Below are 23,758 nucleotides of genomic sequence, written 5' to 3' on the forward strand. Positions count from 1 at the left end.
CGCTCATCAGCCTGCACTTTTACATTTTGTTCCTTATTTCGTGGGGTAAGGTTAGCGTGAACATCTGACTTCACAACTAGAAGCGTGAGTTAAGCCTAGCGGGTACCGCAATGTCGGCGAATGAACAAGTAATCTGTACTCGGAGGCAATGTCGTAGTGGATGTATACTGTATATGGGCCATTCACCAGTAATCCATATCTTTAAATGTCACTAACTATTAACGCTATTAATAACTTGGTCCTACACAGCGGCTCTTCTCCTCTTACTTCAATCATAAACACATCGCAGCCCTCCATTTTCCAGCATTCATGCTATAATAGAACAGTCGTGTTCACGAGCCTGCCGTTGTGCGGGCGATTCAGCCGATAGGAGGATAACGATGGATATTGTTCAAATTGCCACTCATTTAATTGACGAAGATACGGAGCAGCCCCGGTACCAATTCGACGAAGAAGCGCTGCAGGAATTAATGAACAGCATAGACGAGCTCGGCCTGCTTTCTCCTATTAAAGTAAGGGAAACCGCGGGCGGCCGGTACAAAATTATATATGGCAACAGACGCTATAAAGCTTGCAAGACGCTCGGCCGGCCCGCCATTCCTTGCATTGTCTCGACGGTAACGAACGAGCTGGACATTTACTTGGAGCAAATCGCGGAAAATTTGACGCGGGAAGGCTTCTCTCCAATTGAAGAGGCAGAAGCATTCCATAAGCTGCTGAATGATCCGAAGTTCAGCAGCTCGACGAAGTTTCTATCCAGCAAGCTTGGCAAGCAGGAGTCCTATATTAAAAACAAATGCGAGCTGCTGAAATTCAGCAATGCGGTGAAAAAGCTTATCGTCAGCGGTACGGAAATCCGTAAGGATAAACTGACCGAAGACCAGCTCTTGCCGCTTAAGGATTTGCCGATGGAGCATCGTGACCCGCTCGCGCTGATCATGGCCCGCGATGAAATGCCGGTAAGTGATGTGAAAAAAATCGCAAAGCTCTTTAAAGACAGCGAGATTACCGCTTCTACAAAGGACAAGCTGCTTTACAAGTCAGGACCTGGGCTGCTCGAAACCTGGTATACGATCCAGCATAATAAGGCGGAGAAAGCCAAGCAGCCTGCAGAAGTGAAACCGAAACCAGGCAGCAAGCCAGAAGCGAGCAAACCGGATACAGACAAACCTGATGCAGTCACAACAGCTACAGACATAACAGCTACAGGTAAGCCGGAATCACCGGTGCAAATGGACATTGCGATCACTCCGCCAGAGCCTGCGAAGGTTCCAGAAGTAAATTCACCGTTCATCGCACAGCAGCTCCAGCAATTGCTCGCCGCGCTTCCTCCCCATTCGGCTCTGCTGCCGGAGGCGCTGCAATCTTTTCAAGAGCTTAGTACCGAAGAGAGACAAGCTTTGCTAAGCGGTATCGACTCGCTGCTTGTGAGCCTGCAAAGCCATCTGACGGAGTGGAATAAAATTAAGAGCTTGACGCAAACGCAATAACGACATTGCACAAATAATAAGCCAGCCCTGCTGAGCTGTCCCGCTGTTGTTAACACGGTTAACAATTGGGTTGCAGTTCAATGGGACTGGCTCTTTTTTCACCTTATATATGACGGTCAGGGTCGATCCCCTTCGTTTCGGGAGCGAACAGCAATACCGTTGCCGCCCCAATGAGAATCGCGATAAAGAAGACGATAAACACGGCCGTCAACGAAACGCCGCCTGCAACCAGCACACCGACCAGATAGGGACCTATGACGCCCCCTACCCTTCCAAACGAAGCCGCAAAGCCTACTCCTGTTGCCCTAACCGAGGTTGGATATAACTCCGGGGTATACGCATACATCGCGCCCCAAGCACCCAAATTAAAGAAGGATAGGCTGATTCCGGCCGTTACAAGCATCGCTTCCGAGCTTGCGGTTCCAAACCAGATGGCGCTGAGAGCAGTCATTGCTAAATACGACACTAGAACGAATTTACGGCCATATTTTTCAATAAAATAAGCAGCTGTAAAGTAGCCTGGCAGTTGAGCAATCGTGATGATCAATACATATTGGAAGCTTTTCAGCAGGCCAAAGCCCTTCAATACCATAACGGTCGGCAGCCACAGAAACATGCCATAGTACGAGAATACAACCGTAAACCATAACACCCATAACGCCGCAGTCGATTTACGATAGGGACTGGACCACACAGACTCCATTCGATCGCGAAAGCTTAACTTGGCTCCAGCTTGCTGCATAAACCGCGGGGAATCCTGAACAGCTTTCCGTAAGTACAAGGCATATAGGGCAGGAACTGCTCCGATCACGAAGGCCATTCTCCAGCCATAACAGGGAATAACGAAATAGGAGATCAGCGCCGCTAAAATCCACCCGCCAGCCCAGAAGCTCTCCAGCAGCACAATAGCTCGTCCCCTATCTTTAACGGGCACAGATTCAGATACGAGCGTAGAAGCGACCGGCAGTTCTCCGCCTAGACCAAAGCCGGCAATAAAGCGCAAGAAGCATAGGACTACAAAGCTCACTGCCAGTGCTGACAAGCCGCTGGCGACCGAGAAGATCAACAACGTCCATAACAAGATCGAACGCCTGCCATAACGATCCGCAAGTGAACCTGCAACAGCTGCTCCTACAGCCATACCAACGGAGTTAATCGCGGCCATCAGTCCGATCTGCTGGGCTCCAAGTCCCCATTCTACGCTTAATGCCGCAGCAATAAAGGAGACGAGTCCGACATCCATCGCATCGAACATCCAGCTTAAACCGGTGCTGACGAGCAGCTTGCGAAGCTTTGCATCACGGAATAATGTTCCTGCTGTATCATTGCCCATATAGCCAGCCTCCAGCAATAGATCGATTTTGCTGTAATTTGCCCGGCTAAAGCTTGCATTATGTGAAGGTAAACGCTCGCCCTAATTTTCCGAAAGCTGTTGCAGCACCTCGTTGAACCGATCCGGATAATCGGTATGTACGCCGTCTACTCCCCAATTCACTGCCTTCTCCATATTGATCTGATAGTTGACGGTGTAGGCGTAGACGAGAAGCCCCGCCCCTTTCACCTTCTGAATATAGGAAGGGTTGATCTGTTGAAAGTTTAAGCCGATGCCGGAAGCATACGAGCTAATATCCTGAAGCGCAGAGCTGCTTATAAAGGCCGGTGTGTTGTACCACATCAATTGGAAAAGATCGATGTCCGCGTTGAGCTTGTGAATTTTCCGCAGGCTGCTCTTACTGAAAGACTGTACAACTACATGATCGGCCAATCTGAATTCGTCAATCAGCGCAATCATCTTTTCCTCTAAGCCCGGATTGGTCTCCGGCGCCTTCGTCTCCAGCATATAATTGGTTTCGCTTCCGAATGTCTCGAATATTTCGCGAAGCGTAGGCACTTTTTCATTCGCAAATTCTTCCCTTGCATACATCGGATGAAGCTCATTAAACCATGAACCGGCATCCAGCTCCTTTATATCTGATAAATTCATCGAAGTTACTTTGCCCTTGCCATTGGTCGTGCGGTTGACCGTCTCGTCATGCATCGCGATGAGCTCGCCGTCCTTCGTCATTTGCAGATCGATTTCAATATAATCGGCGCCTGACCGGATGCCCATGCGATAACCCGATAAAGTGTGCTCTGGAGCATAGCCTGAGGCTCCGCGATGAGCGACAGTGGCCACCTGAATCTGATTCGAGAACCAGCTCTGAATCGACAGCGGTTTTCCTATAAAGGAGAATACGGCTGCAATAAGAGCCAGAACGAGTAATACATGAAGACCGTAAAAATACAAAGATGGTACCTGCTTTTTGCGCAAAACGGTAATTCCTCCTGATCCCGAAGCATAGATGCTTGTTTGTTGGCATGAGACAATGCTGCCTATAAATACAATAACATGAATATGATGAGCCGTCAGGGAGGCGATTATGAAAAGCACCAAGCAGCAACCTTATATTTGCATCTTTATTTCGATGTCTGACATTAAGAAATTTATCTGGATTGACTTTATCGCAAGTACTTTCATCTACTATGCGTTGAAAATTCCGTCCCACTCCTTAATCGCAGCGACGGCTGGCAGCATGGTTGCTCCAATAATTATCCGCCAATCGATTATTATTCGCGGCCGATTGAAATCGTATGCCGCGTAGAACGATTGTAGTATGGAACTTTAGTGGAAGCAGGCAACTTTCTATAAAGAAACGAATAAAGCAGACATGCGTTCTCCCGACCCGCTGCCTGCTTTATTTGCTTTACTCTCCTATTCCCGGCGTTCCTCACGCAGCGGCCTTACATCAGCAGGCAGCAGCTTTGCTTGCCGCTTTTCCGCTGTGAAATGTCCCCGATAACAGAAAACAGTGCCGATCAGGGAGCTGGTGACTTTAACTGATATGCAATAGCGCTGGGCAGTATCGTCATACCATTCCTCAACATCCGCAATTCCCGTTAGCATTCGGGGGAGCCGGAACCCCATCATCCCTTCGTAAAAACGCTGATCGCCGGAGCGGATACGAATCCCTCCTTTGTCCGTTACAGACAATGCCAGATCGACCGCCAGATGCTGCTTATCTCCCAAGTAATCGACGATCTGCTCTCTTTCCTCGCTATAGATCATCGTTGCATCGAATCGGCGCACTTTATTATTGAATTTGAATTTGCGGATCCAAGTGACCGTCTCTCGTCCATACCGGTCGCGATACGCAAAGTTTTCGATCGAAAACGGAATTCGTTTGCCGCCTTGCGGAAACATAATATGCCTTGAAGCACCTAGCATCAGCGGGAAATACGCTAGTTTATTGTACCAAATAAAATCCATCTCCCCGCTCCCGATAGAAGCAACACCGTCGGAGCTGCTGAAGCCAAAGCGTTCCTGAATACGCGGATGAAGCCGGCGGAACTCATCGCCCAGCATTTTCTCATAAATGGAGACGTATGCCGGAGCAGCCTCGAATATTTTTGCAAGAATGGCCATTATCCAACACTCCTATCATTAGGTTTGCGCAGACAACGGCTGGCCTGCGGCAGCTGACGGGTAGTCAATGCTGTAGTAAAAGCGAGTGCAATCATAGGCAAGCTTAGCGTCAACGGATTGAATGGCGATAGGGCAATTGTGGGGTTTCCCAATATCGCCCCAAGGGGCAGCAGCAACAGCAATACGGATTGCCAGACAAATATGGACGTCTTCCGATGCCATCTCACCGTCACCAGAGCGATAACGATTTCACCTGCCCCAAGCAGCTGCAGCATAATACGCTCCAAGCCAGTAAACCACCCTAACTGCTCCAGCATCGCCAATTCCCCGTATTCAGGATATAACAGCTTCGGTACAATCCCTTCATAAAGCCATAGTACGGCTAGCATTGTCAGCGAAACATAATGTACAATTGCCCGTTGGATGCTGACGGAAGGCGGTATCCGCTCTTCCAGCCAGATGCGCAGCATGTCGAAGCTCCAGGCAGTGGCATAGCCGAACATCGGTCTGAATACGATACGGTCAAACCATTGGCCCGCCGCTCCCCATCTCGTCTCATAATCATACTGCGTCAAAAAGGTGACCCTATCGCCATGCGGCCGGTATTTCCAAAAGCCTGAGCCTTCCTTTATAAGGGAGATCTGCTGCCCGGAGCCAAACCGAAGCGTAGAAGTCCGTTCTCCGCTTCTTTTGTGAAAGATCGCCTTCGTCTCACCCGTTCCGGATACAGCCAAGCCAAATCCGATCCTAGTCCGATATAGAAAACGCTGCGGAAGCCCCTCATCATCCGGCTTCGGCAAATAGGCAATTTCCGAAAATCGCAAATCCCATTGCTGATGCAAATCCGGCGATTGGGTATGAAGCCAAAGCGCTTCTATATCAGCTGCAATTTCAGTCTCAACATAGACCGGTTTATTGTGCATTCAATCCGCTCCCTGCTCTTCATCTTCCAGCGATCGGTTCCGCATAGCCGCCGTCGGCAGTGGACAAGACTCCTCTACACGGCCGAATACCTTATAACGAGTTCCGGCGATGAGCGAATACACAACATTACGGAGCGGAGCGGGAACAATGACAGCTCCATACAAAAGCGGCCATGCGCCATCCAGCTGTCTGAGCACGCGCAGCGCAGCATCCGATTTCGTATAGTAACGGCTGCCGTCGATCATGACGAACGTATCCAAGTCTTCCGTGGATAGACCGCCTGCCTGAAGCAGCCGCTGACCTGCCTTTGACTGAAGGGCCGCGAAACGGAATCTTTCCTTGCTGTCCCGCTTCGTTACGAAACGGGTAATCCAGTGGCACAATACACACTCGCCGTCTACGAGCAGCGTGATCTGCCCTGCGCCCCCTTCTGCATCTCCTTCAATCTTGCCCCTGCTCATCCCAATCGCTTCCTTTCTGCTCTAAGTGTATCCCGTTTTTTCCTCTGGAGGCAGTTCCAACTTCTATAGAACGGTACGGAAAGAGGGTACTACATTCCGTAGTACCCTCCCCAATGGAACGATCAATGCAAGCCTTTGCGCTTTACTTTCGCGACCGCTTCCTTGCTGCTGCGCACGCCCAGCTTCTTGAGCATTTTGTTTACTTGATTTTTCAACGTACTCTCTGCTTTGAACAGCTTTTTCTCAATTTGCGGCTGGGTATAGCCCTCTTCAATCAATTCGAATACTTCGCGTTCCGCTGCGGTTAGTACGTTCAATTGCTCCTCCCGCTTCAATCGCGACAGCTCCTTCAATAGGGCTTCCATCGCCGCAGGATTCCGATGAGCACTTCGAATGGCGTGAGGCAGCTCCTTGAAGCTCGCCTTCTCAATATAATTGATCGCACCTGCCGTGAACGCTTGCGTCATAACGGCTTCATCGCTCAAAGAGGTCAGCATAATAAGCTTGGCCGGATTAATGTCTTGCATTTCGATCGCAAGCTGAATGCCGTCCAGCCGGCTGCCGCTCAGCTGGATATCAAGAAGGGCGACGTCAAACTCAAGCGTACCGGCAAGCTGCAGCGCCTCAGTCGCGCCTTCCGCAGCACCAACAACAAGCAAATCCTCTTCTTTATTCAAGTACGCGGTCATCGCTTTGATCCAATCGGGATCATCCTCGACGAGCAGCACTTTAATATGGCTCATTTCCCATCCTCCGCTCCTGATAGCTTGGCCGGAAAAAGCAAGGCAACAGAGGTTCCCGCGCCAATCACGCTGGTTAGCTCCGCCGTTCCTCCACTTTTGCGCATTACATTGTAAACGTAAGAAAGTCCTAGGCCAAAGTTGCTGCCCCGATTTTTTGTACTGTAAAAGGGTTGGAACACCTGTGCGATGGTACTCGGTGGTACGCCTTCTCCTGTATCCTGAACTATTAATCTGAAACTCTTCTTCTCTGCTGTTAGCCGGATCGTGAGCAAACCGCCGTCCTGCATCGCCTCAATCGCATTCATCAGAACGTTGCCGAGTGCTTCGCTGACGTGAAGCGGGTCTCCAAGTAGCGTCGGCCGGACCACATAATCAACTGACACGACAATTCCCGCTTGCTCGAAAACGGACCCATGCTGCAGCAGACAACGATCTGCTAATTCATCCAGCCGGTACCTCTGCTTAGCCAAAACGAGCTCTTTAGTCTGGCTATGCATCCGTTCCGCCATTTGCAGCAAATGGTCCGAAGCATTGGCAATGATCTGAAGATGCTGCTTGGATACGGCGTCACTGTCCGCCAGCGAGTACTTCAGATTTTCTGAGCTTAAGGCGATTTTGCCGATTTCGTTTTTAATCGAATGGTTGAGCAGCGTCGTCCCGGAGCTTGCAGTCTTCATTGCGTCTTCCAGCGGATCACGCTCGAACCGGAGCTTCACGCCAAGCACGCCAATTGCAAAGCTGCCTAGCAGCGCAACGGTAAGCGAGAACAATATAAAAAACGATATATAGCGGAAAAATTGAAAATCCGGAATAAATATATTCGCAACGTTAATAAAGACGAGCACCGCGATAACGGTAGGAACGATAATGACAGTAACAATCAAGCGGCTCCTCCGCCTCTTCCTGTCCTCTTCCCGCCACAATGCCCATAGCAGCAGAAAGCATGCCGTTAAATAATAAGGAGCGGTCCATAGTAACAATAGTCCGTATGGAATTTCGAATACCTGCCTGCCGGAAGAAGCCGCTAGAATTGTAGCTGCCGGAGGCAGGAGCAGCAGCAGCTTGGCGTACAGCCGTGCCTTCTTGCTCCGAATCGACTCCGAATAAACGATGCTGAACAGGAGCACTCCATATGGCGTGATTGTATGATTCAACAGTTGAACGGCATGTCCCGCCGCCCTGTAACCGGCTTCATACAGTGTATCTGCAACGCCGCCGATTGAAGCGAAGACTAGAAACGCCGCCGCCCATCGGTTCGGCTCGCTGCGCGGATTCGCGGCAGCCACGACGGCCGCCGCCGCAAGCAGCGCGAAAAAATAAAAAAGCATAGCGATACCGCCTATTCAAGTAAGTGATAGCGTAATCGTATCATAAGCGATTACAGTCATCACCTGTTATTTCACGCATTGGGCATTTTCCCCATCATATAGGTGATGAGCAGCTTTGCCGTATTCACAACTGCATCGGCATGCGTACGCTCCATTCCATGGGATGCATGTACGCCAGGGCCGATAAGCGCAGCACGGACATTGCTTCCTCCCCGCAAGGCAGCAGAGGCGTCAGAGCCGTATTGCGGGTAAATGTCCACCGCATGCTTAATGCCCGCTGTTCTAGCAAGCTCAATAAGTTTTGAAGTCATTTCATAATCATACGGTCCTGATGAATCTTTGGCACAGATCGACACATCATGCTCCGTGGTCGTCAGATCGTCCCCAATCGCTCCCATATCGACCGCAATCAGTTCCGTAATATCAGAAGGCATATAGGCGTTGCCATGACCAACCTCTTCGTATGTGGAAAAGATAAGTTTGACGGTACGTTCCGGACGAATGCCTGATCTCGACATCCATTCCAGCACGCCAAACAGCGCGGCTACACTCGCTTTGTCGTCCAGATGGCGGGACTTGATCCAGCCGTTCGCAAGAAACCGCGTGCGCGGGTCCCATGATACGATATCGCCCGGCTGGATGCCAAGCTTCGATACGTCCTCCTTGGAGGCAACCTCCTCGTCAAGACGAATCTCCATGTTCGCCTCTTCTCGTTTCCAGTCACGAGCTTCCGGATAGACATGGACGGAAGGCTTGGTCGACAATACCGTCCCTTCATATTGACGGCCGTCGCGTGTATGAATCAGACAATATTCGCCTTCCACTGTCTGCATTGCATATCCGCCGATTGGCGTAAAGCGCAGCATGCCATTTGGTTTTACAGAGCGAACCATAGCGCCAAGTGTATCGACATGGGCCGTGAGGGCGAGCGTATTGCCGCTGTCTTCCAAAGTGCCAGGAATGGTAATGATGCCATTGCCTTTTGGCGTCCGCTCCATCGTCCAGCCCAGCTTGGCAGCATCCGCTTCCAGCAGCTTCATGATTGCCATACAGTAACCACTTGGACTTGGCGTAGCGAGAAGCTCCGCCAATCGCTCCAATATGTAAGCTCGATTCAAGTCAGGTTGAAATGTATTTGTCATCTTACTCACTCCTTCAGCTCTATCCCGTCATTTTACCATATCCTATGCACCGGCTAAAATATGGAGTAAAATCACTTTGTTGTACTTATTCGCTATCTGATAATTTCATGGAGGACTTCGTATGCTGCTCAATCCACATACACGATATGTATTTATAGCAATCAAATGGCTTGCTTTAGCAATCGCAGCCGGACTTCTCGCCGGTACGGCATCCGCAGGTTTTCTGGCATTACTGGAAGGCGCTACAGAACTTCGCATGACACATGGCTGGCTGCTGTGGCTGCTCCCGATAGGGGGAGCTATCGTCAGTTGGATGTATTCACGGTACGGGAAGGAAGCTGGCAAAGGCAACAATCTGCTGCTCGAACGGATTTACGAGAGCGGCGGTACTGCGGTGCCGCTTCGAATGGCGCCGCTCGTGCTGTTTGGCACGGTCGTTACCCATCTGTTCGGTGGCTCGGCAGGTCGCGAAGGCACAGCCGTACAAATGGGCGGCAGTCTGGCGGACGGATTAAGCAGGCGTATTGGGCTAAGCGCCCCTGAACGTCAAATCCTGCTCATGTGCGGCATCAGCAGCGGCTTCGGCTCCGTATTCGGCACACCGCTTGCCGGCGCGGTATTCGCACTAGAGGTCGTCGCCCTCGGCTTTTTGCATTATCGTGCAGCCATTCCTTGCTTGCTGGCCAGCTTTGCAGGCCACTTCACTGTACTTGCATGGGGTGTCCGGCATGCCTCCTATTCCTGGGGCGAGGTTCCCGCATTCAGCTTGATGCTTCTCCTGAAAATAGTAATAGCCTCCATCCTGTTCGGGCTGACAGCGTGGCTGTTCAGCGCTTTGACGCACAGGATAAAGGCTATGATGACAAAATGGTTTCCGAATGCCCCGCTCAAAAGCTTCATCGGCGGCGCAATTATTATCGCGCTCGTCTTTGTCTTTGGCACTCGGGATTACTTGGGCTTAGGCCTGCCCTTATTAGAGCAGTCCTTCGAGCAAGCCGCCTCTCCTATAGTATTCATAGCGAAGCTTCTCTTCACGACAGTTACTCTTGGAGCAGGCTTTCAAGGCGGAGAAGTGACGCCGCTGTTCGTGATCGGCTCTACACTTGGCAGTACGCTTGGCGGTCTGCTTTCCGCCTCCGTGCCCTTGCTTGCCGGGATCGGCCTAATTGCCGTGTTCGGGGCAGCAGCCAATACGCCGCTCGCAAGCGTCGTGATGGGCATCGAGCTGTTCGGCATCGACGGCTTTGGGCCGCTTTATATGCTAATCGGCTGTGCCATCGCCTACTTCTGCTCCGGCCGCGGCGGCATTTATAGCTCACAGCGGCCCCGATTTCAGTTCATGGATCTTAGAAAATAAATACGAAGTAGATAACGGCCGCAAGTACGATCCGATAAATCGCAAACGGCAATAACTTAATGCGGTTAATTAGTTTCAGGAAGAAACGGATCGAGATTAGCGCCACAACAAACGCCGCAATAAAGCCGACGATGAAGAACGGCAGTGCATCCATCGTAAAGTATTCCAAGTTTTTGTACAGCGACAAGATACTGGCGCCGAACATAATCGGCACGGCCATAATAAAGGTAAAGTCAGCCGCCGTACGGTGGCTGAGTCCCATCAGTACGCCCCCCGAAATGGTTGAGCCGGAACGGGAAAAGCCTGGCCACAGCGAGAAGCATTGAATGAGGCCGATAACGAGCGCCTGCTTGTACGTAATTTGGTCGACCGAATCGACCTTCGGTTTTTTCGAGCTGTAAAAATCCGCGATAATCATTAATATTGCACCTACTACTAGACCAATCAGTACGGTAGCAGTCGAGAACAAATAATCATCGATATAATCTTCAAACAGGAGACCAAGAACAGCTGCCGGAATTAAACCAACGATAACTTGCGCAAGCTTCAGACGCTTTTGACCTTCGACTGCTGTTGGAGCCGCTTCTCCGCCTCTAAGGCCCTTCTTATTGCCTAACAGCTTGTTTAAACCAAGCAAATCAATAAATCTTTGGCGGAATACGATAATGACCGCTAGAATGGAGCCAAGCTGAATCACGACTTTAAACGTATTGGCTACATATTTCGTTAGAAATTCCTCGGATTTCAGCCACATGTCGTCGACGATAATCATATGTCCCGTTGACGAGACCGGCGCAAACTCCGTAAGTCCCTCTACCATGCCGAGAATAAATGCTTTTAAAAGTTCAATAAAATCCATTGCTGCTTGATCTCCTTTGTTTAACGGGTTATATTCCTTGCGCTGCCGCGCAATTCCTTATTCATAATAGCATATTGCGATTACCTGCGCGCTCCTTCGAGCTTTTTCGCAATTTACGAAGCTGTGACCATAGTTCCAGCAGTCAGCTCATTCTTTTCCTCAAATTCCGTAAATACCGCTGCCGGATAAAATAAAAGTAAGCCAGCTGAGCGGCTACAAAGCTTGCCAGCACAATTATAAGCTCAGCAGCAACGGACAAATAGAACATTGTCTGCAGCGCTGCGAACGCGAACAGGCTGTGCACGACTGCCACACCTGTCGGAACGAAGAACAGAATAGCAAGCTGCCTCGTTACGATAACGGCCAATTCTTTATCCGTCAGGCCCAGCTTGGCAATCATCGCATATTGCCTGCGGTCATAATCCAGATCGGAGTATAGCCGGAAATAAAGGAAGCTTCCTGCGGCAAGGAAGAACATAGCTCCTATCAATAGCGAGATCAGCAGCATCATGCTGTACAAGCTTCTCTGCACCTCATACAGCGTTCCGCTTACCGTGATGGCATAAGGCGCCTCAGTCTGGTAACGGACGAGTCCGTCTTTCGCCAATTGTGCACCAATCCCTGCTGTCTCCTTATAGTCCGGAACATAGAACCCGGTATACCGGTCTACGGAATCCGGCACGATGCGTTCAAATAAGGCGTCGCTTACGACGATACCGCCGAATTGGGCTTCAAGCTCAATGTCCAGTTTAGCTGATAAGTAGTTCGGAATTGGAACCTGCGACGTGTAGCCGATTTCACGAATCGTTATGCCGGGCTGGTCAATAAGCAGATAGCTATCCTTCTTGCGGGCGGCTATAAAGCTTCTCTCACGCTGTGTGGTCAGAATGACGAGTCCTTCCCCGTCCTCTAGCGGTTTCTCATCGAAAGTATGTCCTGCCAGCTCGACTGCCGTCTTGTAGTCTGAGAGCCGGATGATCGGGAGCGTCTGCAGCCGCTTGGGCGTGCTGGTACCCCGAACCTCGACATAATGAATTGGCATCTCTGCAACCTTGTACGGAATTCCCTTCGACGCCAATTCCCCTTTCAATTGCTCCACATGTTCTTCTTCCACCTGACTGCCCTGCTTGGCTATATAAGCGATCGCCGACGGGTAATCGTCCAGAAAGGATCGCAGCAGCGTATGAGTGGAAGCGAATACCCCTACGGAACAGAACGAGACTGTCGATAAAATCGTCACCATGAAAAACATCCGGGCATTATCCTTGAACCGATGCGCCAGACTGGCAATTGTAACGACATTGGTGCGCCGCCAGGACAAGGGACGATACTGCTTCAGTCTTTGAACGGCCAAGCCAATGAACTGTGCATACAGTAAGTATGTTCCGCAGACCGTCATAGCTACGACTGGAATCACGCGATAATAGACCGTGGTAGCGACCGACGTAGCTGCCAGCACATAGCTTGCGGCAAGCAGCAGGATCGCCAGTAAGGCAAGTGATGCCGACGGTTTTTGGTTCGCCTTCGGCCGCTGCCCTGCCTGAAACAGATCCACAAGCTTGCTGGACCCCAGCATCGCAGATGTAATGAGCGAGATGGCAACAAACAATGCGGTGAATGATCCGATGGTCCAAAACAGCGGAGACGCTGTTACTTGAAACGGCAGGGATGGAATGTCGAGAAAAGCACTGCATACCATCAGGAACAGCTTTCCGGTCAACAAGCCTGCGACGATGCCAAGTCCGATAGCTGCAATTCCGATCAGCATATTCTCCCAGAAGACGAGGCTGCCGAGCTGCCGTGTCGTCATTCCATGCATCCGGTATATGCCAAACTCCCGGCTGCGGCTGTTCAGAAAAGAACTGACTGAATACAGCACGAACAGAAAAGCAAACGCGTAGAGAATCCATTCTGCTCCCACCATCGCATTCACAGCCGAGTCTGCCAGCAAACCGTCTTTAATGGCCGGATGGCTTGTGAACAAGGCACATACGAAAAAGATCATGACGGAGAAAGCACTGCTGATGAAATAAGCGGCATAGGTTCGTTTGTTGCGTATGACGTTTCTAAGGGCGAACGAAAGAAAGGTCACGAATGTCGCCTCCGAGCAGCGACAGCATGTCGATGATGTTCTGGAAAAACTGCTGTCTGCTGTCTCCTTTATAAATTTCGTTATAGAACCTTCCGTCCTTTACGAAAATAACCCGGCTGCAGTAGCTCGCTGCCACCGCATCATGCGTCGCCATCAATACGGTTGTTCGCTCCTCCGCATTCAAGGCAGAAATCAACGACATCACATCGCCTGCCGATTTGGAATCCAGATTGCCTGTCGGCTCGTCGGCCATCAGCAAAGCGGGATGGTGAATTATCGCTCTAGCGATTGCCGTACGCTGCATTTGCCCGCCAGACAGCTCGTAAGGAAATTGTTCGCCGTTTGCAGTAAGCGACAGCTTCTGCATCACTCGCTGCAAGCGCTGCTCTGACTCTTGGACTGGAATTCCGTCGAGCAAAAGCGGCAGCGCGATATTTTCCTCCACCGTCAGCGTATCCAGCAGATTGAACTGCTGGAAGACGAAGCCAAGCTCCCGTCTGCGGAAAAGCGCCATCTCTTCCTTATTTAGTGAGTGCGGGTCATGTCCGCGCAGGCTGACTGAGCCTGCCGTCGGTTCGTCGATTGTTGCGATCACGTTCAACAACGTTGTTTTCCCGCTGCCGGAAGGCCCCATAATGCCTACAAATTCGCCTTCCTCAACAGAAAAGTGCAGATGATCCAGCGCTGTACGGGCTACTTTTCCCTCATAAATTTTTGTTAATTGATTCACCTCAAGCAATGCCAACTCGCCGCTTCACCCCCTGCCGCCCTCTTGCAACCAGTATATCGAATACTGGTACGCGCTTTCTATTTATGCAGCTTACAGTTTCCTTACTAAATTGTAAGGTTAGATGCCATTATTGAAGAAACGCTTGTTAAACCGGATCGTTACCGTCGTTCCTTCGCCAGCCACAGAATTGATCTCAACAGTATGCCCTAGCTTTTCGCATATTTGCCGGACCAAATACAAGCCCATGCCCGTCGATTCTTCGTATCTTCTCCCGTTCTCTCCTGTAAAGTAGGCGTCAAACACTTTCGGCAGATCGCTTTTCGGAATACCGATGCCTTCGTCCCGTACTTCAAGAAGGGTCTGCTCCCCGCTTAGATAAGCGTTAAAATAAACCTTCGTACCTTTGCCCGCCGTATAGCGAACGGCATTCGTAATTAGCTGAGCGATAATGAAGCTTAGCCATTTGTCATCCGATGCGACCGTTAATTGCTTGCCGATATCGATTTGCGGATAGACGCTGCTGCGGATGAACAGCCGTTTGTGGCTGGAGGTTGCATTCCGAATGACGGTTTCAAGGACTAGCTGCTCAACATGCAAGTCATGCTCGAAACGATCGAGCCTCGACGTGTAGAGAACCGTCTCCAGCCCCTTGCGAAGCCTGTCCAGCTCGTCGCCGATGGCGCGAAACCGGCTGTCATCCTCTTCTTGTATCAATAAATGAATGACCGAGATCGGTGTCTTCATCTGATGAACCCATTGATTGACAAATTGGCTATGCTCTTCGTTCTTATGCTTCAGTTGGAGCAGCTCCGACTGATAAAGCTTGAATTGGCTTTTTTGCAGCTGATGAAGCGCCTCGGCTAACGGTGTATATTGTTTGGCAGCTGCCGCACCTGTCGAATAGGATGCCAGTGAACCGGCAGGTGCAGATAATTGCTTATAGAAGGTCCGATTCGATAAATAGCGGTACACCAAGTAGATCAACAGAATACAGCCGCTCAGCAAGGCCGCATAGATGGCCGTGTCCAGCTTATGAAAGCCATCGAGCCAGTAAACAAGTCCTGTTACTAGCAGTTGGCATACATAAATGAGAATAAGCGAGCTTTGCTCGCGCAGAAACAGCTTCACTGCGCCAGCCCCCAGTCAGGATTGAGCCGATAGCCTTGGCCGCGTATCGTCTGCAAGGCATGCTCGATTCCGAGCTGCGCCAGCTTTTTACGTATACGGGTCATATAGACATTAAGCGTGTTGTCATCTACAAAAGCTTGGTCATCCCAGATCGTCTCTAGCAGCCGGTCCCGGCTGACGACCAGACTTGCGCGCTTCATTAATTCATTCATCATTTTCATTTCTGTAAAGCTAAGCTCCACAGATTGCGACTGATAGTTCAACTGCAGCCGTTCGGAATCCAGCGTCAAACCGCTAACGTCCAAGATGCGGTTATCTGTCTGCGCTGCTGCATAGCTGCCGTAAGCACGCCGGAGCTGGCTGTTTATTTTCGCGGTTACAATCTCATAATCGAATGGTTTGGTCATATAATCATCTGCGCCATTCTCTAGCGCCATCACTTGATCCATCTTCCCCTCTCGGGCGGAGATGAATAGAATCGGGCAGGTGGACGAGCTTCTGATCTGTCTGCACCAATAATAGCCGTCGAACCGGGGAAGATTGACGTCCATCAGTACGAGATGAGGTGAATATTGCTCGAATTGCTGCTTGACCGTCTCGAAATCCTGTACGGCACGTGTCTCGTAGCCGAATTTTTGCAGATGATCCTCCAGCAGCCGGACAAGATGTTGATCATCCTCCACAATAAAAAGTTTGAACACCTGCTTCCCTACCCTTCCCTCTAAACCTATCTTCTTCATTATTCACGAATAAACGCTGTATCGCAAATGTTTTGGCTGGCGATCACCCGCTATCTTTTCCAGCACGGATAGGCACATACCGCTATAAGATAGAGCACAAGCTCGACATCTAATGGCTGCTATCAAACCTTCAGGAGAGATGGTGCTACTTTACAACATTTTGAAAAACAATCCGTCCATGCTGCAATTGTTTATTCAACAGCGCCTACAATCGCTGCAGCAAGCCGCTCAATTCACGCAGATCGGCGGCGCAGCTGCACCGCGCTACTTCGATTGGCGAATACTGCCCGGCATATGCTACAACCGCTAGACGCTTGCTTCGCCTTCAACGACGTCTTTTTGTTTTTCACGGTTACGAGCATGTTCGGCTTAGTTGTCGCCTACTGCTTCCCGTTCTTTACTCCATGTATTGTTCCAAACTTTTCAGATATTGTTCGCGCTTTGCTAGCACTGACAGCATACTGCAAAATAAGCAGCCGCGATCTTTCGCGGCTGCTTATTTTCATTCATTGCTATCGCTAAGTTCCAAAACGTTTGCGATAGCCGCATTTGCGGCATAACTCTTCGACCGCTTCCCGTCTTGAAAAACCTTCATAGAGCCGGGTTGCCCGCTCGCCTTCAACGATTTCAGAAAACGGCTGATCATTAATATTGCCAAGATCGATTACACCTTCGCCGTCCAGACAGCACGGTACAACGGTACCGTCTACCAGAATACCCGCTTGATTGCGAAGTCCGTGGCAGAAGCCTTTTCCGTCATCCTCCTCTGCCTTCAGATCCGGCCACTCAAATTCATAATCCTGATTAAGATATACACGATCAGTCAGCTTCAAGCCGCTTCCCGGCGATACACGCTCCTCGATAAGGTAATCGAGCTCAAATTCCTTTTCAATAGTGGACAAAATCTCGCGGTTGCGGTTGCGCTGCGCATTTGTCATATTATCCTCGCTCAAATTCCATAACCGCAGCGAAATGAGCATATCCGTCTGCTCCAGCGCCTCCCTAACGAACGAAAGCACACTGCCGATATAACCGTCTTTATCTACGGAGCCTTCATGTCCGTCAAAACTGTGTAAGGAAAAATTCATTTGGCGAATCGCTGGTTTCGTCAGCAGCTTTTGCTTATTTTTCTGCAGCAGCGTGCCGTTCGTCGTAATATTGACCTTAAAGCCCTTCTCATGGCTAATATCCAGCAGCTGATCGATCTTCGGATGAAGCAGCGGCTCGCCCTTCAGGTGAAAATAAATATAATCAGTATGCGGCTTGATCTGATCCAAGCGCATTGTGAAATCTTCCACTGCTATAAATCCTTTCGCCCGCTGGGTTTGCGGACAAAAGCTGCATGCCAAATTGCAGATGCTCGTTATTTCCATATAGAACTTTTTGAACTTCTTCATGCCGGAATGCTCCAATCTGGTAAATGCCTGTTTCTCTACCTATTAGGTTATTATACCATCATCGGGCTCACTCAGCCTATCTTTAACTTCTAGTGCACCATAACCCGGCCTCGCTGCGCGTTTTGGTTCATGCTGCCGTTCTTGATTCTATTTCCCATCGCTTACATGTTGATATATGAACGAATCTTCAAAATGTCATCCTGAACTCAAAACGCTCCGCTCACCCTACAACGCTGCAAACAATAGAAAACATTAGTTCAAACAGTAAACATAAAAACAATAAGCAGAAGTAGACTGCTACAAACACCCCATTCACTTCTGCCTCGATTAATCACCCGTTTCCCACAACAACTTCAAGAAAGTAACCTGCAACGAACCTGCTTCGCAATTTAACGAAGGTCGGATCGCAAATTGTACTCAAAATGCACAAATGTCAGCTGCTTTCGAGTATTAGCGAAGGGATTTTCGCTACTGGGGAAGCTAGGTTCTCCAACAACGAAATTTAGTTCGCTGTAGCGTTGAGCATACTTGTCTAGGCTGCGTGTAGCGAAATCCAATTCGCTCTTTAGCGAAGCAGGTTCGTTAGAGGTGCTTGTTCATGAATCAAAATGTAAAAATGCAGGTTGTCAGCGGCATTATCGACGATTGAAATCGTCATATTGCTGCAAATATGCAGGTTGATGGGGGAACTGGAGGAAAAAGTGCCCAGAGGGGAAAGCAGGTTCCTTATTGGCAGAGGAATAAAGGGTGGCGGCGGTCTAATCAGTGACTACTGCTTAGATCCAGCAATTTGTGAGAGGTCAAATGTCCAGAGATTTAGTTAGTTGCTTACGTGTAGCTTATATCCATCAGTAGTGCTAGGAGGATGGTTTGATCGTTTATTACTGTTCTACATTAGAAAGCGGGGCGGCCTTGTTCAGAGGCCGCCCCGCTTTCTGCTACAATTCTATGATTTCTCTTTCACTGCCGAAGCCGACACTGCTGCTTCCATTCCATCTGTGTATTGCCTGAACAGACCAAGCCGCCAGAATGCGGCGCCTTTTAATCCATTTCGCTTGACCAAGCCAAGCTTATCATCGATAGAGTCGGGCTTTTCGGCGCTCATGTCAATACCGAGCAGCAGCTTATTGGCTGGTACGCCCGCCTTCAGCGTCATTTCAATCGCTTCATTTACTTTGCTGTTCGGCTCAGGAACTTGGGATCCTATTCCTGCCGGATTGTATTTATAAGCCATCAGGATCAGATCATCCACGATAGTCGCCAGCGTTTTATAATCATAGCCAAGATAAGCGCTATTCGATGCATGGACAGCAATCGATAATGCAGTATCAGCAGGCAGAGCCGCTTTCAGCTGCTTCACATAGTTGTTTAGCAGTTTTTGCTGTTCCTGCTTATCTAACTTGAAGCCCAGCCCTTCGAAATCGAGCACAACCCCGCCAAACTGATAATCGGTCACAGCAGCGGCGATTCCCTCTATCGAATCGGCGCGAAGCGTCTCGCTGCCCAGCATCTTCGTCAGCTCGCCTTGCCCGTCAACCGAATAGACCATCAAATAAGGCTTGATGCCGTTAGTCCCGGCATCATCAATCAACGATTGTGCAGTCGTCTCGCCAGACGACTCCGGAATACGGTATTCGGCACCAGTCAGTGTAAACTTGCCGTCCCGGTCAATTCGGCTCCATCCGAATGCAACCGAATTCATCGAATCTATTAAATCCTTCTCTTTAAAAGATTGCAGCGCATAGAAAGCGCGCAAATGCATCTCCTTTTGCGGAGATACGATCGTAACTGTTGAGGTCTCCTGCTTCCAGCCTACCGTTGCGCCGAACTGCGTACTGAAAAAGCTAAGCGGAATGAGCACGCGATTGCTGCGCATCGCGGCAGCAGCAGGCAAGTTTACCTTTTGCCCGTTGACCACCGCTGTTTTCGAGCCGACCTGAAGCTTTACCGTGACAGCTTTGCCGTCTTTGGTACCTGCAGCCGTTACCGTATTACTGGATGATTCCCACTTCACTCCGATACCAAGCGCCTCACCGATTGTCCGGAAAGGCACGAGCGTAACGCCATTCTCGATAATCGGCGGCGAGTCAAACGCCAGCGGCACATCATCTAATAGAATCGTCGCCGTAGCTGCGGCGTTTGCTGCCTGCGAAGGAACTGATCCTTGCAATACGACAGCGGCTAAAATTGCAGCAACTGCGGTCTTTCCCCATTTTCGCATGCTAGATTCCCTCCAAATATACTAATATCTGTCTATTATATCAGAGGAAACGCTATGAACCAAATTATGGAGCTGCTAGACTGATAGACTGCGATGCATATCAGCGTAAACGCCCGCTCCTCGCATCAGCTCGTCATGAGAGCCCTGCTCGACGATTTGGCCGCGGTCGATGACGATAATCGTATCTGCGTTCTGAATGGTCGAAAGCCGGTGCGCAATGACGAAGCTGGTTCGGCCCTCCATCATCTTCAGCATCGCTTCTTGGATTTTCAGCTCGGTCCGGGTGTCAATGCTGCTGGTCGCTTCATCCAAAATAAGAATCGACGGATTGGCCAGCATCGCCCTGGCGATCGCAAGCAGTTGCCGCTGACCTTGGCTCAAATTGCCGCCATTCTCTGTCAAAGGGGTATCGTATTGCTGCGGCAGCCTGCGGATGAAGCCCTCTGCGCCTGCCATCCGTGCGGCAGTCTTCACTTCCTCATCGCTAGCATCCGGCTTACCGTATTTCATATTTTCTTTAACCGTGCCCGAGAACAAATAAGTGTCCTGCAGCACGATGCCGAAGCTGCGCCGCAGGCTGTCTCTCGTATAATTGCGAATATCGATGCCATCAATTGAAATCGAACCGCCGGATACATCGTAAAAACGAGCTAACAGATTAATAACCGTCGTCTTGCCTGCGCCCGTTGGACCAACGAGTGCGGTACTGCTCCCAGCCTCTGCTGTGAAGCTCATATTTTGTACAATCGGTGAATCACTGCGATAGCCGAATCGTACGCCTTGGAATTCGACCTTGCCTCGCGGATTCACGAGTTCCACCGCTCCTGGAGGATCATTCTCTTCTTCTTGTTCATCCAGCACCTCAAATACCCGTTCCGCCCCCGCAATACCCGATTGCAGTACATTGTACACGTTAGCCAAATCATTAAGCGGTCTGACGAACTGCCTCGAGTAGCTCAAAAAACTCGCTATAACACCGACGGTAATCATCCCTTTTACGGCCATAATCCCGCCTGCAATGGCAACGGCAGCAAACCCCAAATTACTGATTACTGCGAGGAGCGGCATCATGAAGCCCGACCAAATCTGCGCCCGCGTGCTAACTTTCCGCAATTGCTCGTTAACACCTTGAAATTCCGTAATAGCGGTACGTTCATAATTGAAAGCTTTAACCGCAAGAAAACCAGATACGGTTTCCTCCATTTGCCCGTTCAGCTTGCCTAATTCCGCCTGCTGCGCCTTGAATAGCTGCTTCGTGCGCCGCGTCACCGTTCTTGCCAGCAGATAAACGAGCGGAACCGTAATGAGGCTTGCTAAAGTGAGCAGCGGACTAAGCACCAGCATCATAATCAGAGAGCCAATCAGCATAATGCCTCCGCTCATCAGCTGTGCCGCCGTCTGCGAGACCGAGGTGCTGACATTATCGATGTCATTGGACAACCGGCTCATCAGTTCACCATGCCTGCGCGTATCGAAGTAGACAAGCGGCAGCTTTTGCAGCTTGCTGAAAAGCGTTTTACGAAGCCTGCTCACGATTCGCTGAGAAATGCCAGCCATCATCCAGCCCTGCACCAAGTTGAATGAGGCATCGATTACGTAAGCGCCCAATAAGACTAAAAGCACCGTATGCAGCAGGTTAAAATTCACTTGATTGTCAATCGTCATGGCATCAATGGCTCTGCCGATCAGGTAGGGGCCAAGCAGTACAACTCCTGTCCCTGCCAAAATAAATAAAAAAACAATCATAAGGCGCTTTCGCTCATCGCCCATATAACTCCATAATCGCAATAGCGTTCCTTTGAAGTTTTTCGGTTTTTGTACCGCTCCCCGATTCATGCCAGGTCTTCCCGGAGCTAGCTGAATGCGATCCTGATCTGGCGGAGCAGCGCCTTGTCCGGCTTCCGGTCCTTTGCTTTTGCTGTTCCGTTCATCCTGCATGGCTGCCTGCCTCCTTGCCGGTCTGAGAACGATAGATTTCTTGATAGACGCTGCATCGCACCATTAACTCGTCATGCGTACCGCTGCCTACGATCTCCCCATCGTCGAGCACAATGATTTTATCTGCATCTCTGACCGACGAAATACGCTGTGCCACAAGCAAAGTCGTCGTCTGTCTCGCAAACTGGCGAATCGCCTGCTTGATTGAAGCCTCTGTCTTACTGTCCAATGCACTTGTGCAATCATCCAGCAGCAATATATCCGGCTTGCGGATAAGCGCCCGTGCAATGGACACCCGCTGTTTCTGCCCGCCGGAGAAATTAACGCCGCCTTGACCTAATAACGTACTATAGCCCTCTGGCATTTTCGAAATAAAGTCATGAGCAGATGCCATTACTGCTGCTTCTTCAATCTCTTCCTCCGTAGCATCAGGCTTGCCAATCCGGATATTGTCGGCAACCTTTCCCGTAAACAGAATCGATTGCTGCGGCACTAGCGCTATCCTATCGCGCAGCTCCTCTGTATCCATCTCCTTAACGTCTACGCCATCAATACGAAGTACGCCAGATGTAGCATCGTAAAACCTTGGAATAAGGTGGATCAGGCTGCTTTTTCCGGAACCGGTTGAACCGATGATCGCCACCGTCTCTCCCGGCTCGCAGCGGAAGCTGATCGTTTTAAGCGCAGGCTCGCCGTCCGCTCCTTCATAAGAAAACGAGACCTGGTCGAATTCAATCGCGCCGTGAAGCTCCCTGCGTTTGCTGACCGATGAATTTTCTGCTGCAGCTTTTGTATCCATTCCATCCTGTTCTGCCAGCACTTCTGTAATTCGGCCTGTGGAAGCTTTAGCTCTTACGAACATATTCGTAATCATCGTCATCGTTGTGAGAGAAAACAGAATTTGCGTCATATAATTGACGAACGCAATAATATGGCCGACTTGCATATTGCCGCCGTTCACTCGAATTCCACCCAGCCAGATAACAGCCACAATGCCAACGTTCATGGCAAATGTGACACCGGGGCTGAATAAAGCCATCAGCCGCTGCGTATGAATAGAACGTTTTTCATACTGTTCGTTAATGTCATTAAATTTATCGACCTCATAGTCAAAACGGTTAAAGGCTTTCACAACTCTCACACCGGACAAATATTCGCGCATCGCGCTGTTCAACTTATCAAGAGCCATTTGCACCTTCAGGAAAAGCGGGAATCCAACTCGCATGTTCATTACAATGAGCAAGCCAACAATGGGAATAACGACAACAAGCACCAGTGATAAATACGGATTAAGCCGAAAAGCCATAATGATGCCTCCGATGCCAAGCAGCGGCGCTTTCACGAATACACGCATCATACCATTGACGAAGTTCTGCACTTGTGTGACATCGTTCGTAAGCCTGGTGACGAGTGATGCACGGTCGAATCGGTCGATCTGAGCGAAGCTGAGCCGTTGAATTTTTTCGAAAAGCTCCTCTCTCAGCTCCGACCCGAATCGCTGCGACACCCAGCTGGATACGATATTTCTGCCGGATGCACAGATCGCGCCAATTGCCGTTATGAACAGCATCCAGCCGCCAAGTCGTAATACGATATCCATGTCCCGCGAAGCAACGCCTTCATCAACGATCCGGGCCATGATGGTCGGCTGCAGCAGATCGACGAACGCTTCACCGGACACGAGCAGAATGGAGAAAGTAAACAATACACCGTATTTGCGGATGTACTTTGTCATATATCGCAAG

At 50.1% G+C, this 23,758-nt stretch carries 21 protein-coding genes; 4 read left to right on the plus strand and 17 right to left on the minus strand.

The features are described 5' to 3' along the window. The first annotated feature begins 380 nt into the window (after nucleotides 1-380). Nucleotides 381-1,490: a ParB/RepB/Spo0J family partition protein gene (locus TY10_RS06285; RefSeq protein ID WP_042161714.1), complete on the plus strand. Its 1,110-nt coding sequence runs from the start codon at nucleotides 381-383 to the stop codon at nucleotides 1,488-1,490. Between the two features lie 103 nt (nucleotides 1,491-1,593). Here the strand turns inward: TY10_RS06285 and TY10_RS06290 are convergent, their stop codons facing one another. Further along, nucleotides 1,594-2,823, minus strand: coding sequence for an MFS transporter (locus tag TY10_RS06290; protein WP_042161716.1), 1,230 nt, complete (start codon nucleotides 2,821-2,823; stop codon nucleotides 1,594-1,596). A gap of 81 nt (nucleotides 2,824-2,904) precedes the next feature. Next, entirely contained in the window at nucleotides 2,905-3,801 is an 897-nt protein-coding gene (locus TY10_RS06295; protein ID WP_042161718.1) for a glycerophosphodiester phosphodiesterase, read from the minus strand. Between the two features lie 109 nt (nucleotides 3,802-3,910). On the opposite strand from TY10_RS06295, the gene TY10_RS06300 reads away from it, so the two are divergent. Beyond that, nucleotides 3,911-4,132 carry a hypothetical protein gene (locus TY10_RS06300; RefSeq protein WP_042161720.1) on the plus strand — a complete coding sequence of 74 codons (222 nt, stop codon included), beginning with the start codon at nucleotides 3,911-3,913 and terminating at the stop codon, nucleotides 4,130-4,132. Nucleotides 4,133-4,242: 110 nt separating this feature from the next. On the opposite strand, the gene TY10_RS06305 is transcribed toward TY10_RS06300, so the two are convergent. From TY10_RS06305 to TY10_RS06330, 6 genes are all read right to left on the minus strand, one after another. Then, nucleotides 4,243-4,953: a DUF4166 domain-containing protein gene (locus TY10_RS06305; RefSeq protein ID WP_042161721.1), complete on the minus strand. Its 711-nt coding sequence runs from the start codon at nucleotides 4,951-4,953 to the stop codon at nucleotides 4,243-4,245. Continuing rightward, nucleotides 4,953-5,876 (minus strand): DoxX-like family protein, encoded by a 924-nt coding sequence (locus TY10_RS06310; protein WP_042161724.1) that lies wholly within the window; start codon nucleotides 5,874-5,876, stop codon nucleotides 4,953-4,955. Before TY10_RS06310 ends, TY10_RS06305 begins: the two co-directional genes overlap by 1 nt. Then, nucleotides 5,877-6,338, minus strand: a complete 462-nt coding sequence (locus TY10_RS06315; protein WP_042161727.1) for a thiol-disulfide oxidoreductase DCC family protein — start codon at nucleotides 6,336-6,338, stop codon at nucleotides 5,877-5,879. 122 nt (nucleotides 6,339-6,460) lie between these two features. Continuing rightward, complete coding sequence (locus TY10_RS06320; RefSeq protein WP_042161729.1) at nucleotides 6,461-7,081, minus strand: response regulator transcription factor; 621 nt, start codon at nucleotides 7,079-7,081, stop codon at nucleotides 6,461-6,463. Further along, the gene (locus TY10_RS06325) at nucleotides 7,078-8,409 is read right to left on the minus strand and encodes a sensor histidine kinase (RefSeq protein ID WP_042161731.1); all 1,332 of its coding nucleotides are present in this window, start codon (nucleotides 8,407-8,409) and stop codon (nucleotides 7,078-7,080) included. Before TY10_RS06325 ends, TY10_RS06320 begins: the two co-directional genes overlap by 4 nt. Before the next feature lie 71 nt (nucleotides 8,410-8,480). Then, nucleotides 8,481-9,551, minus strand: coding sequence for a M42 family metallopeptidase (locus tag TY10_RS06330; RefSeq protein WP_042161732.1), 1,071 nt, complete (start codon nucleotides 9,549-9,551; stop codon nucleotides 8,481-8,483). Between the two features lie 121 nt (nucleotides 9,552-9,672). Here TY10_RS06330 and TY10_RS06335 point away from each other — a divergent pair, with 121 nt between their 5' ends. Further along, complete coding sequence (locus TY10_RS06335) at nucleotides 9,673-10,908, plus strand: voltage-gated chloride channel family protein (protein WP_042161734.1); 1,236 nt, start codon at nucleotides 9,673-9,675, stop codon at nucleotides 10,906-10,908. Here TY10_RS06335 and TY10_RS06340 read toward each other — a convergent pair. The 5 genes from TY10_RS06340 to TY10_RS06360 form a co-directional block, all read right to left on the minus strand. Beyond that, nucleotides 10,898-11,767, minus strand: coding sequence for an undecaprenyl-diphosphate phosphatase (locus TY10_RS06340; RefSeq protein ID WP_042161736.1), 870 nt, complete (start codon nucleotides 11,765-11,767; stop codon nucleotides 10,898-10,900). The two genes, TY10_RS06335 and TY10_RS06340, sit on opposite strands and share 11 nt — an antisense overlap. Before the next feature lie 142 nt (nucleotides 11,768-11,909). After that, the gene (locus TY10_RS06345; protein ID WP_042161738.1) at nucleotides 11,910-13,859 is read right to left on the minus strand and encodes an ABC transporter permease; all 1,950 of its coding nucleotides are present in this window, start codon (nucleotides 13,857-13,859) and stop codon (nucleotides 11,910-11,912) included. Further along, nucleotides 13,834-14,604 (minus strand): ABC transporter ATP-binding protein, encoded by a 771-nt coding sequence (locus TY10_RS06350; RefSeq protein ID WP_042161742.1) that lies wholly within the window; start codon nucleotides 14,602-14,604, stop codon nucleotides 13,834-13,836. The genes TY10_RS06345 and TY10_RS06350 overlap by 26 nt, the downstream gene beginning before the upstream one ends. Before the next feature lie 102 nt (nucleotides 14,605-14,706). Continuing rightward, complete coding sequence (locus tag TY10_RS06355) at nucleotides 14,707-15,717, minus strand: sensor histidine kinase (RefSeq protein ID WP_042161744.1); 1,011 nt, start codon at nucleotides 15,715-15,717, stop codon at nucleotides 14,707-14,709. Then, the gene (locus TY10_RS06360; protein ID WP_042161746.1) at nucleotides 15,714-16,418 is read right to left on the minus strand and encodes a response regulator transcription factor; all 705 of its coding nucleotides are present in this window, start codon (nucleotides 16,416-16,418) and stop codon (nucleotides 15,714-15,716) included. The genes TY10_RS06355 and TY10_RS06360 overlap by 4 nt, the downstream gene beginning before the upstream one ends. A 178-nt stretch (nucleotides 16,419-16,596) precedes the next feature. Here TY10_RS06360 and TY10_RS30295 point away from each other — a divergent pair, with 178 nt between their 5' ends. Next, nucleotides 16,597-16,767, plus strand: a complete 171-nt coding sequence (locus TY10_RS30295) for a hypothetical protein (RefSeq protein WP_155985728.1) — start codon at nucleotides 16,597-16,599, stop codon at nucleotides 16,765-16,767. A gap of 208 nt (nucleotides 16,768-16,975) precedes the next feature. Here the strand turns inward: TY10_RS30295 and TY10_RS06365 are convergent, their stop codons facing one another. The 4 genes from TY10_RS06365 to TY10_RS06380 form a co-directional block, all read right to left on the minus strand. Next, nucleotides 16,976-17,854 carry a radical SAM/SPASM domain-containing protein gene (locus TY10_RS06365; protein WP_042161748.1) on the minus strand — a complete coding sequence of 293 codons (879 nt, stop codon included), beginning with the start codon at nucleotides 17,852-17,854 and terminating at the stop codon, nucleotides 16,976-16,978. A 946-nt stretch (nucleotides 17,855-18,800) separates the two neighbouring features. Beyond that, nucleotides 18,801-20,075, minus strand: a complete 1,275-nt coding sequence (locus TY10_RS06370; RefSeq protein ID WP_042161751.1) for a stalk domain-containing protein — start codon at nucleotides 20,073-20,075, stop codon at nucleotides 18,801-18,803. A gap of 75 nt (nucleotides 20,076-20,150) precedes the next feature. Continuing rightward, nucleotides 20,151-21,911, minus strand: coding sequence for an ABC transporter ATP-binding protein (locus tag TY10_RS06375; protein ID WP_155985735.1), 1,761 nt, complete (start codon nucleotides 21,909-21,911; stop codon nucleotides 20,151-20,153). Nucleotides 21,912-22,002: 91 nt separating this feature from the next. Further along, on the minus strand, nucleotides 22,003-23,757 hold the full coding sequence (locus TY10_RS06380) for an ABC transporter ATP-binding protein (RefSeq protein ID WP_042161753.1): 1,755 nt from the start codon (nucleotides 23,755-23,757) through the stop codon (nucleotides 22,003-22,005). Between the last annotated feature and the right edge of the window lies 1 nt (nucleotide 23,758).

Source organism: Paenibacillus gorillae, from assembly GCF_000513275.1.
Classification (GTDB): Bacteria; Bacillota; Bacilli; order Paenibacillales; family Paenibacillaceae; genus Pristimantibacillus; species Pristimantibacillus gorillae.

What these genes read in the sequence shown, in the direction of transcription:
- TY10_RS06320 (WP_042161729.1), bottom strand. Translation starts at nt 7,081, where the DNA reads ATGAGCCATATTAAAGTGCTGCTCGTCGAGGATGATCCCGATTGGATC.
- TY10_RS06370 (WP_042161751.1), bottom strand. Translation starts at nt 20,075, where the DNA reads ATGCGAAAATGGGGAAAGACCGCAGTTGCTGCAATTTTAGCCGCTGTC.
- TY10_RS06330 (WP_042161732.1), bottom strand. Translation starts at nt 9,551, where the DNA reads ATGACAAATACATTTCAACCTGACTTGAATCGAGCTTACATATTGGAG.
- TY10_RS06300 (WP_042161720.1), top strand. Translation starts at nt 3,911, where the DNA reads ATGAAAAGCACCAAGCAGCAACCTTATATTTGCATCTTTATTTCGATG.
- TY10_RS06305 (WP_042161721.1), bottom strand. Translation starts at nt 4,953, where the DNA reads ATGGCCATTCTTGCAAAAATATTCGAGGCTGCTCCGGCATACGTCTCC.
- TY10_RS30295 (WP_155985728.1), top strand. Translation starts at nt 16,597, where the DNA reads ATGGTGCTACTTTACAACATTTTGAAAAACAATCCGTCCATGCTGCAA.
- TY10_RS06365 (WP_042161748.1), bottom strand. Translation starts at nt 17,854, where the DNA reads ATGAAGAAGTTCAAAAAGTTCTATATGGAAATAACGAGCATCTGCAAT.
- TY10_RS06340 (WP_042161736.1), bottom strand. Translation starts at nt 11,767, where the DNA reads ATGGATTTTATTGAACTTTTAAAAGCATTTATTCTCGGCATGGTAGAG.
- TY10_RS06310 (WP_042161724.1), bottom strand. Translation starts at nt 5,876, where the DNA reads ATGCACAATAAACCGGTCTATGTTGAGACTGAAATTGCAGCTGATATA.
- TY10_RS06285 (WP_042161714.1), top strand. Translation starts at nt 381, where the DNA reads ATGGATATTGTTCAAATTGCCACTCATTTAATTGACGAAGATACGGAG.
- TY10_RS06375 (WP_155985735.1), bottom strand. Translation starts at nt 21,911, where the DNA reads ATGAATCGGGGAGCGGTACAAAAACCGAAAAACTTCAAAGGAACGCTA.
- TY10_RS06325 (WP_042161731.1), bottom strand. Translation starts at nt 8,409, where the DNA reads ATGCTTTTTTATTTTTTCGCGCTGCTTGCGGCGGCGGCCGTCGTGGCT.
- TY10_RS06290 (WP_042161716.1), bottom strand. Translation starts at nt 2,823, where the DNA reads ATGGGCAATGATACAGCAGGAACATTATTCCGTGATGCAAAGCTTCGC.
- TY10_RS06335 (WP_042161734.1), top strand. Translation starts at nt 9,673, where the DNA reads ATGCTGCTCAATCCACATACACGATATGTATTTATAGCAATCAAATGG.
- TY10_RS06315 (WP_042161727.1), bottom strand. Translation starts at nt 6,338, where the DNA reads ATGAGCAGGGGCAAGATTGAAGGAGATGCAGAAGGGGGCGCAGGGCAG.